The 15,424-nt window shown below is 53.5% G+C and carries 12 protein-coding genes and 1 tRNA gene; 9 read left to right on the top strand and 4 right to left on the bottom strand.

All coding sequences use genetic code 11. The features are described 5' to 3' along the window. Positions 1-58: 58 nt before the first annotated feature. Entirely contained in the window at positions 59-1,501 is a 1,443-nt protein-coding gene (gene gabD / locus H7993_RS14660; protein ID WP_122795954.1) for an NADP-dependent succinate-semialdehyde dehydrogenase, read from the bottom strand. 308 nt (positions 1,502-1,809) lie between these two features. Between gabD and H7993_RS14655 the strand changes: the two genes are divergently transcribed. The 5 genes from H7993_RS14655 to H7993_RS14635 all read left to right on the top strand — a co-directional run bounded on the left by H7993_RS14655 (position 1,810) and on the right by H7993_RS14635 (position 6,856). Next, a tRNA-Arg gene (locus tag H7993_RS14655) sits at positions 1,810-1,886 on the top strand. A 105-nt stretch (positions 1,887-1,991) separates the two neighbouring features. Beyond that, complete coding sequence (locus H7993_RS14650; protein WP_235668689.1) at positions 1,992-3,074, top strand: site-specific integrase; 1,083 nt, start codon at positions 1,992-1,994, stop codon at positions 3,072-3,074. Between the two features lie 340 nt (positions 3,075-3,414). Then, the gene (locus tag H7993_RS14645; protein ID WP_280517419.1) at positions 3,415-4,986 is read left to right on the top strand and encodes a recombinase family protein; all 1,572 of its coding nucleotides are present in this window, start codon (positions 3,415-3,417) and stop codon (positions 4,984-4,986) included. Further along, a complete protein-coding gene (locus tag H7993_RS14640) occupies positions 4,983-5,891 on the top strand; it encodes a plasmid partitioning protein RepB C-terminal domain-containing protein (protein ID WP_185794823.1) in 909 nt (302 codons plus the stop codon). Before H7993_RS14645 ends, H7993_RS14640 begins: the two co-directional genes overlap by 4 nt. Then, entirely contained in the window at positions 5,891-6,856 is a 966-nt protein-coding gene (locus H7993_RS14635) for a plasmid partitioning protein RepB C-terminal domain-containing protein (RefSeq protein WP_185794822.1), read from the top strand. Before H7993_RS14640 ends, H7993_RS14635 begins: the two co-directional genes overlap by 1 nt. Before the next feature lie 126 nt (positions 6,857-6,982). Here H7993_RS14635 and H7993_RS14630 read toward each other — a convergent pair whose 3' ends face one another. Further along, entirely contained in the window at positions 6,983-7,564 is a 582-nt protein-coding gene (locus tag H7993_RS14630; RefSeq protein WP_185794821.1) for a hypothetical protein, read from the bottom strand. A 393-nt stretch (positions 7,565-7,957) separates the two neighbouring features. Between H7993_RS14630 and H7993_RS14625 the strand changes: the two genes are divergently transcribed. Continuing rightward, on the top strand, positions 7,958-8,578 hold the full coding sequence (locus H7993_RS14625; RefSeq protein WP_185794820.1) for a helix-turn-helix domain-containing protein: 621 nt from the start codon (positions 7,958-7,960) through the stop codon (positions 8,576-8,578). Between the two features lie 280 nt (positions 8,579-8,858). Beyond that, complete coding sequence (locus H7993_RS14620) at positions 8,859-9,914, top strand: site-specific integrase (protein ID WP_185794819.1); 1,056 nt, start codon at positions 8,859-8,861, stop codon at positions 9,912-9,914. 436 nt (positions 9,915-10,350) lie between these two features. Here H7993_RS14620 and H7993_RS14615 read toward each other — a convergent pair whose 3' ends face one another. Next, a complete protein-coding gene (locus H7993_RS14615; protein ID WP_005737328.1) occupies positions 10,351-10,575 on the bottom strand; it encodes a helix-turn-helix domain-containing protein in 225 nt (74 codons plus the stop codon). A gap of 135 nt (positions 10,576-10,710) precedes the next feature. Between H7993_RS14615 and H7993_RS14610 the strand changes: the two genes are divergently transcribed. Next, positions 10,711-11,325 carry a hypothetical protein gene (locus tag H7993_RS14610; RefSeq protein WP_185794818.1) on the top strand — a complete coding sequence of 205 codons (615 nt, stop codon included), beginning with the start codon at positions 10,711-10,713 and terminating at the stop codon, positions 11,323-11,325. Positions 11,326-11,513: 188 nt separating this feature from the next. Then, the gene (locus tag H7993_RS14605) at positions 11,514-11,903 is read left to right on the top strand and encodes a hypothetical protein (protein WP_244647064.1); all 390 of its coding nucleotides are present in this window, start codon (positions 11,514-11,516) and stop codon (positions 11,901-11,903) included. 287 nt (positions 11,904-12,190) lie between these two features. Here H7993_RS14605 and H7993_RS14600 read toward each other — a convergent pair whose 3' ends face one another. Then, entirely contained in the window at positions 12,191-15,208 is a 3,018-nt protein-coding gene (locus H7993_RS14600; RefSeq protein WP_185794817.1) for a type I restriction endonuclease subunit R, read from the bottom strand. Positions 15,209-15,424 lie beyond the last annotated feature (216 nt).

The raw sequence follows: 15,424 nt of genomic DNA, 5'->3' as shown, positions 1-15,424 counted from the left end.
GCAGCATACGATGATCGACTGCTGCGGCCGCCGGCCGCCAAGGGTTCTGCGCGGTGGGTTACACCGAAATGCAGAGGTATTTGATTTCCAGGTAATCTTCGATGCCGTACTTGGAGCCTTCGCGGCCCAGGCCCGAGGCCTTGATGCCGCCGAACGGCGCCACTTCGTTGCTGATCAGTCCGGTGTTGATACCGACCATGCCGTATTCCAGCGCCTCGGCAACACGGAACACACGGCTCATGTCGCGGGCATAGAAGTACGAAGCCAGGCCGAACTCGGTGTCGTTGGACATGGCAATCACTTCGGCCTCGTCCTGGAAGCGGAACAGCGGCGCCAGTGGGCCAAAGGTTTCTTCCTTGGCCACGGCGGCGTCCTTGGAGACGTTGACCAGCACGGTCGGCTCGAAGAAGTTGCCCTGCAGCGCGTTGCCACCGGTGAGTACGGTTGCGCCCTTGCTGACCGCGTCGGCGATGTGTTCCTTGACCTTGGCCACGGCCTTGTCGTCGATCAGTGGCCCGGTAGTGGTGCCTTCTTCCAGACCGTTGCCGATCTTGAGCTTGCTCACCGCAACCTTCAGCTTCTCGGCGAACGCGTCGTAAACGCCGTCCTGCACATAGATGCGGTTGGCGCAGACGCAGGTCTGGCCATTGTTGCGGTATTTGGAAATGATCGCGCCCTCGACCGCCTTGTCCAGATCAGCGTCGTCGAACACGATGAAAGGTGCGTTGCCCCCCAATTCCAGGGACACTTTCTTGATGTCCTTGGCGCACTCGGCCATCAACTGGCGACCGATTTCGGTCGAGCCAGTGAAGCTCAGCTTGCGCACGATCGGGTTGCTGGTCAGCTCACTGCCGATGTCGCCAGCGCTGCCGGTCACGACGCTGAACACACCCTTGGGAATGCCTGCGCGTTCAGCCAGCTCAGCCAGCGCCAGTGCCGAGAACGGCGTCTGCGAGGCAGGCTTGAGCACCATGGTGCAGCCTGCGGCCAGCGCTGGGCCTGCTTTGCGGGTGATCATCGCGGCCGGGAAGTTCCACGGCGTAATGGCGGCGGTCACGCCGATTGGCTGCTTGATCACGATCAGACGCTTGTCCGGCTGGTGGCCGGGAATGGTGTCGCCGTAGACGCGCTTGGCTTCTTCGGCAAACCACTCGATGAACGAAGCGGCGTAGACGATCTCGCCCTTGGCTTCGGCCAATGGCTTGCCCTGCTCAAGCGTCATCAAGCGCGCGAGGTCATCCTGGTTTTCGATCATCAGTTCGAACCAGCGGCGCAGCTTGTTCGACCGCTCCTTGGCGGTCAGCGCACGCCAGGCCGGCAGCGCCTTGTCGGCAGCCTCGATGGCGCGGCGGGTTTCGGCGGCGCCCATTTTCGGCACGGTGCCGAGGATTTCGTTGGTAGCAGGGTTGCTGACCTTGATGGCCTGCCCACTGTCGGCGCCCAGCCACGCACCATCTATATAGGCTTGCTGGCGGAACAACGAGGTGTCTTTGAGCTGCATGTCGGCTTCCTTGATGGCGCCGTACGTGACGGCACGAATGGAGGGATGAAAAGGCGCCTGGGCTGAGGTGAAATACCGCATGGATGAACGCATGCGCATCGGCAACCAGACAAGAGCGTTTGAAATCTCAAACGAATCCTAGGATCTATGGCACCAAAGGACAATAGCCGTTCGAAAAAAAGAACGACACGCCTTGCAAGCCTGGGTATGGTCGGCTTGCGCGAGTGTCACCGTAGCAGATTACAAACGATGTGCCGGTTATCGCAATGGACGACCACCCCCGACATGGGTATCATGGCGCCCGCGTCGCACCAGTAGCTCAGCTGGATAGAGTACTGCCCTCCGAAGGCAGGGGTCGTGGGTTCGAATCCCGCCTGGTGCACCACCTCCTATCCCTTGTATAACAAGGGGTTAGCTTCACTGCCAGAAACCTGTCCTAGTCCTGAAAGTCGTTTTTGCCACAAATTTGCCACACTCAAGTGTGGCGGGAATGGTCGAAATGGCAACAATCAGGAATCGCGGCGAGTATCAGTGGGAAGCGCAAATTCGCCGTAAGGGCTATCCAGCCCAGCGCAAAACCTTCGAAACCAAATCCGATGCTCAAGCCTGGGCGCGCATGATCGAAAGCGAAATCGACCGGGGCATCTTTGTCTCTCGCGTCGAGGCTGAACGCACTGCCTTTCATCAACTCATCGATCGCTACATTTCCGAAATTGCTCCGAAGCACAAAGGCGCGTATTCGGAAATCAAACGCCTGGAAGCACTCAAGCGTCATCCGCTGGCGACACGCATCGTTGCGACCCTTACCTCTTCAGATTTTGCCCGCTACCGTGACGAGCGCTTGAAGATCCGCAAAGGCAATACGGTGAAACGTGAGCTGGCTTTGTTTCAGTGCGTGATCGAGGTCGCTCGCCGCGAGTGGGGAATTCATCTCGCTGAAAATCCGGTCAGGATGGTCAGTCGTCCAAGCTATAACGACGAGCGCTCGCGACGGCTCGACCCAATTGAAGAGCAATACATGCTCGGCGCGTTAGAGCTTCGTGAGCGACGTGCCGACGGCACCTACGCCGATGCATCACACAATCCCTGGATACGGCCCATAGTCCAGCTGGCGATTGAGACAGCGATGCGCCGTGGTGAGATTTTCGAGCTGCGCTGGAAGCATGTGAACCTGGATCGTAGAACAGCGCATCTCCCCGCAACCAAGAACGGCCTGCCCAGAACCGTCCCGCTTTCGCCGAAGGCTATTCAACTGCTAAAGGATTTGCCGCGCTCGTTGTGCGGTCGAGTCTTTCCCACCACTGCTGATGCGCTCAAGAAGGCCTTCGTTCGAGGTCTGGAGCGTGCGAGGCTGAAATACTTGGGGGATTGTGGTGCTGCGCAGGTAACCCCGCAGGAAGACTTCCTGATCAATCTGCGCTTTCACGACTTGCGGCATGAGGCGACCTGTCGGCTTGCGACTAAGCTGCCGAATTTGATTGAGCTTGCGAGCGTGACGGGGCATCGAGAGGTAAACATGCTGAAGCGGTATTACAACATTACCGCGGAGGAGCTGGCAGCAAAGCTGGCTTGATCAGACCACACCCGTCTGTGGCTATTGCTCAGACGGGGCACATTTGCATTCGACTTGGCCAGTCGTTTGCACCGAACTTGACCAGTAAAGTTGAAGAACTCGACCCTCAAAAAGTAGACCCATTGCGATCATTGGCCAACGGCAGAAACCGACCCATTTTAGCCGGGCGCAGCTTGTACGAAATCGGTTTCGGTTCAGCTTACAGCTATCGTTTCTGGCGCGATGGTTGACTGGTTGTCGCTATGAGCCAGTTTGTGGTAATGCCTCGTCACAACCACGTCACAAAGCATCGCTATGCTGAATAGATGGGCCAGACTTTCTGGTCTAGAGGAGGCCCACCTTGCCCTCTCCATCCAAGCGAAAAAAATCGGAAGACAGCTCTGCCAGTTTGATCCAAGCTGCGGAATACGTTCGCATGTCTACTGATCACCAACGCTATTCCACCGAAAATCAGTCCGCGGCTATCCATGCTTACGCCACGAGCCATGGTATGGAGATCGTTAAAACCTATCGGGATGAAGGCAAAAGCGGCCTAGATATCGGTGGTCGCGATGCTTTGCGCAGATTGATTGATGACGTCCAGGCGGGGAATATCCAGTTCCAAGTCATTCTGGTTTATGACGTGAGTCGCTGGGGACGTTTTCAAAACACTGACGAAAGTGCTCATTATGAATACCTATGCACCAGTTCCGGCATCCAGGTGGTGTATTGCGCAGAGCCCTTCGAGAACGACGGTTCACCTTTAGCAACGATTTATAAGGGCATCAAGCGTTCAATGGCTGGAGAGTACAGCCGCGAGCTCTCTCAAAAAGTTTTCGCCGGTCAATGCCGTCTTGTGGAGAAAGGCTTTCATCAGGGTGGCCCGGCTGGTTATGGACTACGCCGGGCGCTGATTGATGAGAAAAATGAATTCAAGGCAGAACTATCGAGAGGCCAGCAAAAAAGCATCCAGACAGACAGGGTCATCCTAATTCCTGGGCCCGAGGCTGAAATTGAGGTGGTACAGCACATCTATCACCAATTCATCCACAGCGGACTGAACGAGCGTGAGATTGCCAACGTACTAAATGCAGATGGCCTGCTCACCGACTTCGACCGCCCTTGGAGCAGGGGCAGCGTCCACCAAGTGCTGACCAACGAGAAATATATTGGCAACAATGTCTACAACAAAACATCCTCCAAGCTGCGCAAACGTATCAGTCGCAATCCACCCGACAAGTGGGTTCGCTGTGACGGCGCATTTCAAGGAGTTGTTTCGCTGGAGGTGTTTACCTGCGCTCGCGAAATAATCTTGCAGCGCTCATATCGCCTAGATGACGTACAAATGCTAGAGCTGCTCGGAGCCTTACTTCAACAGGCGGGATCGTTGTCCGGGATGCTCATCGACGAGCAGGATAATATGCCCTCTAGCGCCGCTTATATAAGTCGTTTTGGCGGGCTTTTACGTGCATATACCCTTGTAGGTTATGCACCGGATCGGGACTACCGATATTTGGATATAAATCGGTCGCTGCGACAACTGCATCCGCAGGTTTTTGAAAACGTAATAAAGCACTTGAAACTTGCTGGGGCGAGTGTGGAAATCAGTGCTCAAAATGATGTATTGACGGTTAACGATGAATGGACCGCATCCGTAGTTATCGCCCGCTGCCAATCCACTCCGGCAGGCACTCTTCGATGGAAACTGAGATTTGACAATAGCTTGGCCCCTGATATCACCATTGCTGTGCGCATGGAGCAAGCAAACCAGAAAGTCAGGGACTATTACCTTGTTCCACTTATAGACATGGGCGCTTGGCCACAGAAAATGGCCGAAGAAAACAGCCCTTTGATCGACAGCTACTGCTTCGCAACTCTGGATGTTCTTAACGGGCTAGCTGCTCGTTGCTCCCTGAAAGAGGCTTGCCAATGACCGGCCCATCAACTACACGAGACCGTGTAACACTAATACCGATAGCACAAATCCATATCCTGAACCCTCGGACCAGGAACAAGAAGGTCCACAGCGAGCTCATCGAAAATATTAGAACGGCGGGCCTCAAACGCCCCATTACCGTAAGTCGAAAAGCCTCTCCCCAAGGGCCGCTCAATTACGATTTAGTATGTGGGCAAGGCCGTCTTGAAGCATTTCTCGCTCTGGAAGCATTAGAAATTCCAGCGTTTGTAATTGACGCTGATGAAGAAGAATGCCTTGTGATGAGCCTGGTTGAGAATGTTGCTCGAAGGCAGCACCGTCCGATAGACCTGATGAATGAGGTTGGACGCCTGAAAGAGCGGGGTAAGACGGATGCCGATATCGCAAAAATAATTGGAAGCACTGCTTCATGGGTCAGCATGATTGTTGTGTTGATCGAAAGAGGTGAAGAAAAACTCCTATCGGCGGTTGAGACTGGTTTGATTCCGCTGAGTATGGCGACGGATATCGCACGCAGTAGCGAAAGTGACATTCAAAATTTACTGACTGACGCCTACGAACGCGGATTCAAGGGAAAGAAAATAACCAAACTTAGGCACCTTCTGGAACTCCGCGCCAAAAAGGACAAGCTCGTGCGAGGAAGCGCACTCGGCATTAGCCAAAATAACAAAAAGAAAAGACTGACCCCAGCTGACTTAAGGCGGCTGTTCGAGCGAGAGGCCGAACGACAGCGCTTAATGGTTAAAAAGGCAGCTTTTACACAGGATCGGGTTGTTTTTTCCATCCAGGCTATCAAAGAACTCTTATCCGTCAGTGATTTCGAAAAGCTCCTTTTTGATGAGCATCTGGATTCGTTGCCGAAGTTGATACAAGCTCGGCTTTGGAATGGAGGAGGTTTGTAATGTCTAGTCGACTATATGCTTCTTCTAACACTCAGCCGACTCACGTACCGAAAAATGCCTTTTTGGATGAGTGCGTTCGAGTCGAAATCATCAATATTATGCCGCTCAAAATATCACGACCTTCTGTTAAAGAAAGTCTCAAATACCAGCAAATCCTCGCCTCGATTCAAGACGTTGGGCTGGTCGAGCCGCCAGTTGTGATACCAGTGCCTGGCCAAACCGGGCATTACTTTTTGTTGGATGGTCATCTACGTATTGAGGCACTTAAGGATTTGGACGAGCTCGAAGTCGATTGCCTAGTGGCAACTGACGATGACACGTACTCGTATAACAAACGTACCAACCGACTTTCTGCTGTGCACAGCAACAAGATGATCGTGCGAGCAATGGAGCGAGGGGTCTCTGCCGAGCGGCTCGGCAAGGCTCTTGGCTTGTCACAACAGACGATCAAGCAACGGTTTCGTCTGCTTAACGGGATTTGTGCCGAGGTCATTTCGCTCTTGGGTGACACTGATTGCCCTGCCAATGTGTTCAATCTTCTACGACAGATGAAACCATTGAGACAAATCGAAGCAGCTGAGCTAATGATTGGAAACCGAAATTTATCCGTTCTTCTTGCCAAAGCCCTGTTGGCAGCCACGCCATCCGACCAACTGGTCTTCACGAGAAAACCCCTACCTGACCAGCAGATATCTCCAGAGTCCATTGCACGCTTAGAGCGTGAGCTAGCCGCCCTGCAGATGCAGATCAAAACAATCGAAGATGACTACGGGCCTGACGTTCTTCATCTCACGGTCATCAAAGGTTACCTAACCAAGCTCCTCGCCAACGCCTCCGTTGTGCGATGGTTAGCCAGACACCAACCAGAGTATTTAAAAGAATTTCAATCCATTGCCGAGCTGGCTGAACTGCCGTGGGGGAATGACGAGGCGGGTCCTGTACCAAAGCCCACTCCCGATCAATAATCGCGGCTTTAGATACTCTTGTATGCCCATGGCCAGTGTTCAATCGCCCCCAACACACATGGATACGTCCGTTGGACGGGCGAGGGATATTTAGAATCGCTACGTTTGCAACCGACATTAGCCTGATCAGTCGAACTGGAAATCGAACTCGATAGCCAATTCCTTAAACTGGCTATTGAGTTCGGCTCGACGAACGACAATGGCATTACGTTCGAGCTCCACGGCTCTGTAAGCTTTGTTGAACGCACTGATAATTTCTTCTTTCGTTAAAATTATCTCTGTAGCTTGTCTCCTAGTCTTTTCCATACCCCCCCGCAATGCGAGCTGCGCGGCTTCGCTATGGAACGACTCCATGACCAAAAATCCAAAAACGTAATCCTTGATCCAGCCTTCGGCCAGCGCCCACATCAACATCCTTCGATATGTGGGCCAAGCCATGTGCGCCTCACCGCTAACGTAGCGCCGCAGGGTCCTGCCATTTTCCAGCCCTGTGATACTTGTCAGCTGATTTTCTAGCGAGCTCTTTGTTTTTTTTGATGCTCGCAACATGAGCGCGTACAGATGCGTGACTCTGTCCACGGGCACTCGAACCAAGAATTTCTTTCGTCCCGATTCTCGATGCCTTGTCATTTCAAGCACTATGAAATTCGAAACGTCTTCATCTGGGACGTCAGGTAAAAGCAGCTGCGACTGAATGCTTGCGCTCATGAGGCCGATATCCCCTGCCAAAAAGCTGTCCTAGAAATGGAGCGCTTGATTGGCGAAAACTGGAGTCACTTCAGAGCAATCGAGCGGAACCGAGATGACAGTAGACTACGAAACCATTCTAAAAATCCAAAAGCTTGGCGACGATGTTCTCGTTGGCGTAGCAGAGGTAGCAGCACTGACCGGCTTCAGCTTGCTGACAGTGCGTCAACGGAAATTGCCCGGTCTTGATCCTGTTCCAGGTCTTTCACGCCTGAGATGGAGACTCGGGGACTTGAGGCAGTGGATGCGTGGTGGACCGGCGGCGACTTCTGCACTCATTCCCCCTCCGGGGCATGCGAGCGCTCGCCATACGGTTGGACGTCCAACCAAGAAGGCTCAGGTGGAGGGACGAAAATGAGCAGTCTGGAGATATCGCTAAATTCCATTGATCGCCAAGACCCAGAGGATCGGTTGAAATCCAATACACACTGGTTTCACGTTTTTCAGGCGATGGTGGAACACGAGCTCGCGAAGCTGGGACCAGACGCTTTCGCGGTTTACTGCGTCATCAAATCCCACTGTGACTTGAGAACCGGCCTGTCAATTCCCTCAGTCCAGACGATTGCACGGAAAGCGGGAATCAGTGAGCGTCAGGTTATGCGCAAGATCAAATCGCTCGAAGACCAAGGCTATATCTGCAAGTCACGCGCTCGAAAGTACAACCAGTATCAGCTGACGGAAAAAATAATGATCAGCGACTCTCAGGGTCGCCACCGCGGTCATGCGCAATGGAAGTATCGGCCCGGCGAGATCAAAGACGCGGTGCAGGAGCTTAAGCGCATGCTGCATAGTCGAGAAACTGAAGGTCAACACATACATATCGAGCACCTGCAGATCATTGAGAGCCAAACCAATATCGGCTTTCAGATCAATCAAGCCGACCTGGACCATTTGGCTGAGAGCAATCCAGACCTTTTTAATAAGCTCCTATCCATACGAAGCGCAATACATGAGCGCAATCGGAATGACGAGTAAGTTATACACAGGACTGACAGTCACCTGACCTCTGGACAGGTACCGCATCGCTTCGGCTGACTGCATGTCATGTGAAACGTGGTTTGAGGTGACACAGGGTCACCCATACAAGAAGAGAAAAACCATAAGGCCGAGGACGCTTGAAAACTCGATTTCGGTACACCGTGCGGACCAGTCGGTATACCACCCTGATATCAAAAAACTCAGCCCTACCAATGATTGATGCTGCCAAAGGACATCCACTGCGAGGCTGGCCATTCTAGTTAGAGGGAGCAAAGTGATGAGAGTAGACCCACAAGCACCACTGCACCAATTAGCCGATGAGTGCCAGAAAGTTGTATCTAGCCTGCAGAAGAAATCGGAGAAACGCGAAGCCCCCCATAAAAGAACGACTCAAGAATATCTGAGACTGGCTGCAACTTTGATAAAACGGTCGCTTTACATACCCGGTGGATTATCGGAAGTATTACAAGCAACGGAGTGTAGTAGCACCTTTTACAAGCGCTTAGCGGCCGTTCAATACACATTGCTACAACATCACGAAATGCTGATGGCGCGCCTGGCCGAGACAACTGATGCGATCCAATCTAGACATTTGACGCATCAGCTTAATTTCCATTTGAAGCGACTGATGCAATTACGCGAATCACAAGACATTGGCTTCCTACCCACGAGACGTAAACGCCACAGTAAACGCCAGGCTCTTCGGGGGCTACCTGCCAGTTGGCGGCATGACCTGTATAAGCGCGCCGACCACGGAAAATATGCCTTACCGATACTAGTAGCATCTCTAACAGGCTGCCGTCCCGCAGAGCTTCAACACGGCGTGGCTGTATGTAGAGAAATAGATCCGGCGACCGGTGAAGATTTTATTGCTTTTTGTATACGAGGCGCCAAAGTTAAGTCCGAGCAAGGACAACCGTGGCGGATCATTAAATACAGTGTGAGTGATCCTCATCCACTCATTCGTGAGATATGTAAATTCGCATACTGCAGCGACGACGTACCGATACAGGAAGTAAAAATTGAGAGCGCAGTGAATTTTACGGTTGAGGTACGACGCCTAGCCAGCAACCTATGGCCACAGCACAAACAGTCCGTCACGGCTTACTGTTTTAGGCACCAATGGGCGGCTGATATGAAAGCTTTCACCGACGGAGATAGCGTTAGCCGTGGCTTAGGACATGCTTCCGCAAAAACCCGGCGCACCTATGGAACAGCAGGCCAGGGTGGCAAAGATGGCTTGACTCCTTTAGCTATAGTGGCGACCAATCCGGTTCGAACGTTTACGACAGATCCTCGGCGTCAATCGGTCCCGGAATCAATAGAGCCTTAGTAACTCATTAGGAATAGAACAACCAAAACTTCCACACTCTCGCCACAGTCCTACCATCATAGGCACACATTCCTGCCACAATGTAGCCGAAGTTTTACCATACTAACGACACATTCCAGCCACAGTGATTACACACTGTCGTGGCTGATTTACCTTGGACGCAACACTCTGATTTTTTGTCCCCAGCGATTTCATACATTCTTTGTGCTGGCTCTGCTCAGCACAAAGAATGTGGCCGCTGAGACTGATTTCGGTAGAAATCAGTCTCAGCGGCCTTGGGGACAACCTATGCTTACAATGCGTCCAACCCTTCTTGACCTGAATCCCAATTGCGTCCCAGTGACGTGTTGCCGCCGCTAGCGGATGTCGTGCACAGCCTTGAGGCTAAGGGGAGTACTCTACTCCGCTGACCAGAAGAGACTATTTCTGAAAGCACTCATTTCGCCGCTGGGGGATCCATCAGTGATCCTGGCGTGACTGCCAAGGCCTCTGCAAGCTTATAGATGTTCAACAGTGCAATATTGCGCTGCCCACGCTCCACGCCCCCCAGATAGCTGCGCGCCAAGCCGCTTTCCAGCGCTAAGCGCTCCTGCGACCAACCTTTCGCCTTCCTGATCTCAATCAGCCGTAAGCCGAAGGCGGTACGTGGGTCAATCGCCATTATTCTCTCCCGTAAAGGAGAGGATGCTATGAGTACCCCTACTATAGGACCACGCCCTATGAGTTCACGCTCTATAAGTGACAAATGCAAAAACATGTCCTAGCATGTCCTCTATGAGTGACATTGGAGGTAGCTATGAAAAATGCTTTGAAGATTGCGGGAATCAGCCTAGCCAGTGGTATCGCGATACCTGCAGCGGGTCTATCAGGACTCGCGACAATAGGGTCATCACTGGCCATGGCCCTTTCGAGTGAGAACCGGACAACCGACGTATTTCAATTTTTCCTAGTGGCCGTTTCAATTCTCTGCCTCGCAATGTGGTATTTGGTACAGCAGCAAAAACGAGCGAAATCACTCGTCGCCTCTGTCAACCATCAGGAATGCTTGGGCCTCGACGGTACCCAGTTGCTCGGCTATCCAAGCCCGGTCTTCATAGTCTTTGACCAAGCCCGGCGGAAACTCGCTCAATGTCAAAGTGTGACTGGCGATTATCAAATCCGAGACTTCTCGTGGGTCATAGGCTGGCATTGCGAATGGCGGGAGGTCGAGACTATGGAGATGGGAGGCAGTGCTCGGGTCGTTAACGCGACAGGCATGAGCGTTCCAACATTCCAGCGCACACGTCGATTCAAAGACTTCGCACTGATTTTGACGGTTGCTGATGCAAGTCAACCGACTCTACGCTTTCCAATGAGCCAGCGCGCAGTACAAGAGTGGTGTACCCGGTGCAATTTGCTTTTCAATGGTTAGAGCTGAGAAGCTCAACGGCAGAGAACTGCCGCGAAAACCCTCATGGTCGCTGAGATGCCTCTAGATCAGATGGATAGTTCACTGCTTTTATCTGAGATCAAGGGGCCCCATGCTGCATTCATGTGCACGACTGCTCATGCCTCACTCTTCCAAGCCGCGTCGGAGACCGATATCATCAAGGAGGCCCTTTGCTAGAAAGAATGCAGTATGCGTGGTGCTTCAATCCAGAAGCCCAAGAATTTCACAGCGTCCCTACCCCGATGGTCAGAACCGACCCCGGTGGCTACTACGTCATTAGGGACGGATATGGGGATTTGTGGGTGCATGATCCTTGGGGTCGTGAATGCCACGCAGACTTTGATTTTGTAGAGGTGCACGGAATGAAATTTGATAGGGAGCAATTCGATCCAGAAAAGTCTGATGATCAAAGAACTAGTAAAGAGCCACCGACCCGTACCTTGTTTTCCCTTTCTCCCGAGGAAATAGATGACTTGCGTGCTGAAATGAAGCGGGATGGTGCATATATGCGTGAGCGCTTGCAGAAGCTCGGCAAGCTGAAACTCGGTAAAGACAACTAATGACCTTGCTATGGGCCGTGACAGTGAATATGAGGTTTACGGACGACCTAGTTTCCACCTGGACTTTGCATGCAGCTACTCATCAGCAGTCAGCTGAGAGCCAGCAAAAGTGGAATTTTATGCACCACGAGCTTGGGTCAACTTTATATCAGTAGCGGTTTGTTTCATTATCAGCGGCAACTGGGCTGCGTCGGAACCGTGCCGTACCTTTACGCACGACGTAGGTCCCAAGCGTTTTATTGAATACTAGCCGCATCATGCTGAAACGCGCCTAGCTTGCTAATGTCTTAGTCCAGCATGCCCCGCATGCTCTGCTGCAATGACGACTTAAGCACTGCATCGCTGGCCACTAGTCGGTAGAGCTCCAGATCTTGACGTCGCCGTATCAGCATGACCTCCTCAAATATTTTCTCGAATGCAAGGGCGCGGTGGTCTTCGTCCTGACTTTTCTGATACTTGGGCTCGAAGTCCGGATGCTCCTGAATACCCTGCAGAATGCTCAGAAACTTCACGCGCTTTTCCTCAGTGGTCACACCCCAGCCCTGGAACCAGCGCTCGTTGAAGCTTTGGATGATCTGATCCAGCGGGTCTTTCTCCTGCTCGCCACCATGTACCCCGCGCGGGTTAGGGTTGGCCGGGGCCAGCTCAGTGTCAGCGTCATCCAGGGCAATGCTATGGTTCAGTTTGACCCGCTCTAGCCCATAGGACGAAAGGTCTACCGAGTTGAGCAAGGCGTCGATCTCGTCAGCGTCTTTGTCTTGGACCTTGAGTTTCGGAATCAGAAACTTGAGGAACCAGAACAGCTTTTCCCAGGCCACGATTTCGTACGGCATGATCGAGGCCATCTGGCCGTAGATCTTCACGAACTGCTTGGCCTTGATCTTGAAATCGACCTTCGCCTCGTCCTCCAACTCCAGTTCCACCTCAAAACGCTCGACGGCAATATCGATCAGCACAGCCAGTTGCTCTGCATCGACATTGTCGAAGTACTGCGCAGCAAACGCTTCGACCTCTAGCCACTCGTAGACGCCGACCTCGTCCAGCTGATCCTTGAGCTCATGCAGCACGTTGATATCCGTCGCACGCGACAGGCTGGTGGCCGTGTAGAAAGGGTCGAAGGACGTCTTGATGTCTTCCACTAGGTTGAAGAAATCGAGGACGAACAGGTCCTCGGTCTTCTTACCCCACTTCGGCGCAGCGCGGTTAAGGCGTGACAGAGCCTGCACGGCGAGTACGTACTGCAGCTTCTTGTCCACATACATAGCACACAGCTTGGGCTGGTCGAAGCCGGTCAGGTACTTGTTGGCCACCACCAACAGACGGTACTCGTCGGTGTCGAATTTGTCCCGCGTATCTGCCTCGGCGAAGCCGTTGATCCCTGCTTCGCTGTACTCGATACCGTCGACCAGCTTGTCGCCGGAGAAGGCGATCAGTGCTTTGAATGGGTTGCCGCGCGCCTCCAGCAGCCGGCTGATGGCCTTGTGATAACGGATGGCTGACTCGATGTTCTGGGTGATGACCATGCCCTTGCCCTGGCCCTTGAGTTTTTTCGGCGTAACCACCTGATCAATAAAGTGTTCCATCATCACGTCCGCCTTGACGTCGATGGTCTGCTGGTCGCGCTCGACATAGGCGCGCAGCTTCTTCTGCGCCTTCAGCTTGTCGAACAGTGGGTTGTCCTCGATGGACTTCTGAATCTCGTAGTAGCTGCGATAGGTGGTGTAGTTGGCCAGCACATCGAGGATAAAGCCCTCCTCGATGGCCTGCTTCATCGAGTACAAGTGGAAGGGCTCGAAACGGCCATCGGCCTGCTGCTCGCCGAATTTCTCTAGGGTGCTGTTCTTCGGCGTGGCGGTGAAGGCGAAGTAGGAGGCATTGCCACGCATCTTGCTGTTCTTGATTGCGCCGAGGATCTTCTCCTGGGTGTCATCCTGTTCGTCGCCGCCCATCACCGAGTTCATCGTGCCGTGGCTGCTGCCGTCCTGCGAGCTATGGGCCTCGTCGATGATCACGGCGAAGCGCTTGCCGGCCATGTCATCGATGCCATCGACGATCCAGGGAAACTTCTGGATCGTGGTGATGATGATTTTCTTGCCTTGCTCCAGTGCCTGTTTGAGGTCGGATGATTTCAGCGCCGGAGCGATGATGTTCTTCACCTCGGAGAACTCGCGCAGGTTCTCGCGCAGCTGCTTGTCTAGCAGACGGCGATCGGTTACCACAATCACCGAGTCGAACAGCGGCACATCCAGGCCGCGCGCGCCAGCAACCTCCAGCGAGGCTGGGTAAGTTTCAATCAGTTGATAGGCCGCCCAGGTTATAGAGTTCGACTTGCCCGAGCCGGCCGAGTGCTGGATCAGGTAGCGCTGGCCCACGCCCTGCTGGCTGGCGTGCGCCACTATGCGGCGCACCACATCCAGTTGATGGTAGCGCGGGAAGAACAGTGTGCGCTTGGCCAGCGGCGTCTTGCTACTGCCGTCCAAGCGAACGAAGTGCTGGATGATATTGGCCACGCTTTCGCGGCTAAAAATCTCCCTCCACAGGTAGGCGCTCTTATGTCCGGCCGGGTTGGGCGGGTTGCCGGCCCCGTGGTTGTGGCCCTTATTGAAGGGCAGGAAAAAGGTCGCGGCACCGGCCAACTTGGTGGTCATGTAGACCTCGTCGGTATCCACCGTCATATGCACCAGGCAACGGCCGAACTGCAGCAGCGGTTGGCTGCTGTCGCGATCCTGCTTGTACTGCTTCTGCCCGTGATAACGGGCGGTCTGGCCGGTCCATGGGTTCTTCAGCTCGAGCGTGGCAAATGGCAGCCCGTTGATAAAAAGCACCAGGTCGATCTCTTCTAAATTATTGCTTAGGGAGTAATGCACCTGGCGGGTGCTACTAAAGAGGTTCGCCGCGAACTGGCGTTTGACCCGCTCCGAGCTGCTGGCTAACGGCGTGGGGTACATTAGGTTGAGGTGCACATCGTCGATGGCCAGGCCGCGCTTGAGTAGGTGCAGCACGCCGTATTTTTTCGCCAGCCGGTCGAAGCGCTCCAGAATGCGCAGTTCCCAGTCCTCGTAGCGCTGCTTGAGGCGTTCCAGCTCATCGCACTGGCTGGCCTCAAGGAACTGCCATAAACAGCGAGTATCTACAGCATAGCGGGCATTGAAGTCCTGGACGCGGCCCAGTTGGTAGCCGTGATTAGGGCCGAAGGGCAACTCCGTCACGCCATCGCGAATCGTCGCCTGCTCTTCCAGGCAAGTGCCGGTCAGGAATTTTTCGATGCTGGCTTCCAGCGCCTGTTCGTTGGTCTTGCTTACCATGCCGGCTTCCTTGTGCCTGATCCTTCGTGTCGCTACCAGGCTAGCCCGGAGCGCTGTACGAATGTCTAGAAATGTCTAAAACTATCCAGCCAATGGGCGTAGACATTCGTCGTCACCCACCTCAGTTACCACTAACACATTGATTTACCTAGCATCACAGCCATGAGCAGGGCTGATTGAGAACCTGCCGAATGTCTGATGTCTCGGCTTATTCGT

Origin of the sequence: Pseudomonas baltica, from assembly GCF_014235765.1 — a bacterium.
In the GTDB taxonomy this organism is placed as follows: domain Bacteria; phylum Pseudomonadota; class Gammaproteobacteria; order Pseudomonadales; family Pseudomonadaceae; genus Aquipseudomonas; species Aquipseudomonas baltica.
This window is presented reverse-complemented; position numbering and strand designations above follow the sequence as displayed.

Coding starts and splice junctions, on each gene's coding strand:
- gabD (WP_122795954.1), bottom strand. CDS start 1,501: ATGCAGCTCAAAGACACCTCGTTGTTCCGCCAGCAAGCCTATATAGAT.
- H7993_RS14640 (WP_185794823.1), top strand. CDS start 4,983: ATGACCGGCCCATCAACTACACGAGACCGTGTAACACTAATACCGATA.
- H7993_RS14635 (WP_185794822.1), top strand. CDS start 5,891: ATGTCTAGTCGACTATATGCTTCTTCTAACACTCAGCCGACTCACGTA.
- H7993_RS14600 (WP_185794817.1), bottom strand. CDS start 15,208: ATGGTAAGCAAGACCAACGAACAGGCGCTGGAAGCCAGCATCGAAAAA.
- H7993_RS14610 (WP_185794818.1), top strand. CDS start 10,711: ATGAAAAATGCTTTGAAGATTGCGGGAATCAGCCTAGCCAGTGGTATC.
- H7993_RS14650 (WP_235668689.1), top strand. CDS start 1,992: ATGGTCGAAATGGCAACAATCAGGAATCGCGGCGAGTATCAGTGGGAA.
- H7993_RS14615 (WP_005737328.1), bottom strand. CDS start 10,575: ATGGCGATTGACCCACGTACCGCCTTCGGCTTACGGCTGATTGAGATC.
- H7993_RS14625 (WP_185794820.1), top strand. CDS start 7,958: ATGAGCAGTCTGGAGATATCGCTAAATTCCATTGATCGCCAAGACCCA.
- H7993_RS14620 (WP_185794819.1), top strand. CDS start 8,859: ATGAGAGTAGACCCACAAGCACCACTGCACCAATTAGCCGATGAGTGC.
- H7993_RS14630 (WP_185794821.1), bottom strand. CDS start 7,564: ATGAGCGCAAGCATTCAGTCGCAGCTGCTTTTACCTGACGTCCCAGAT.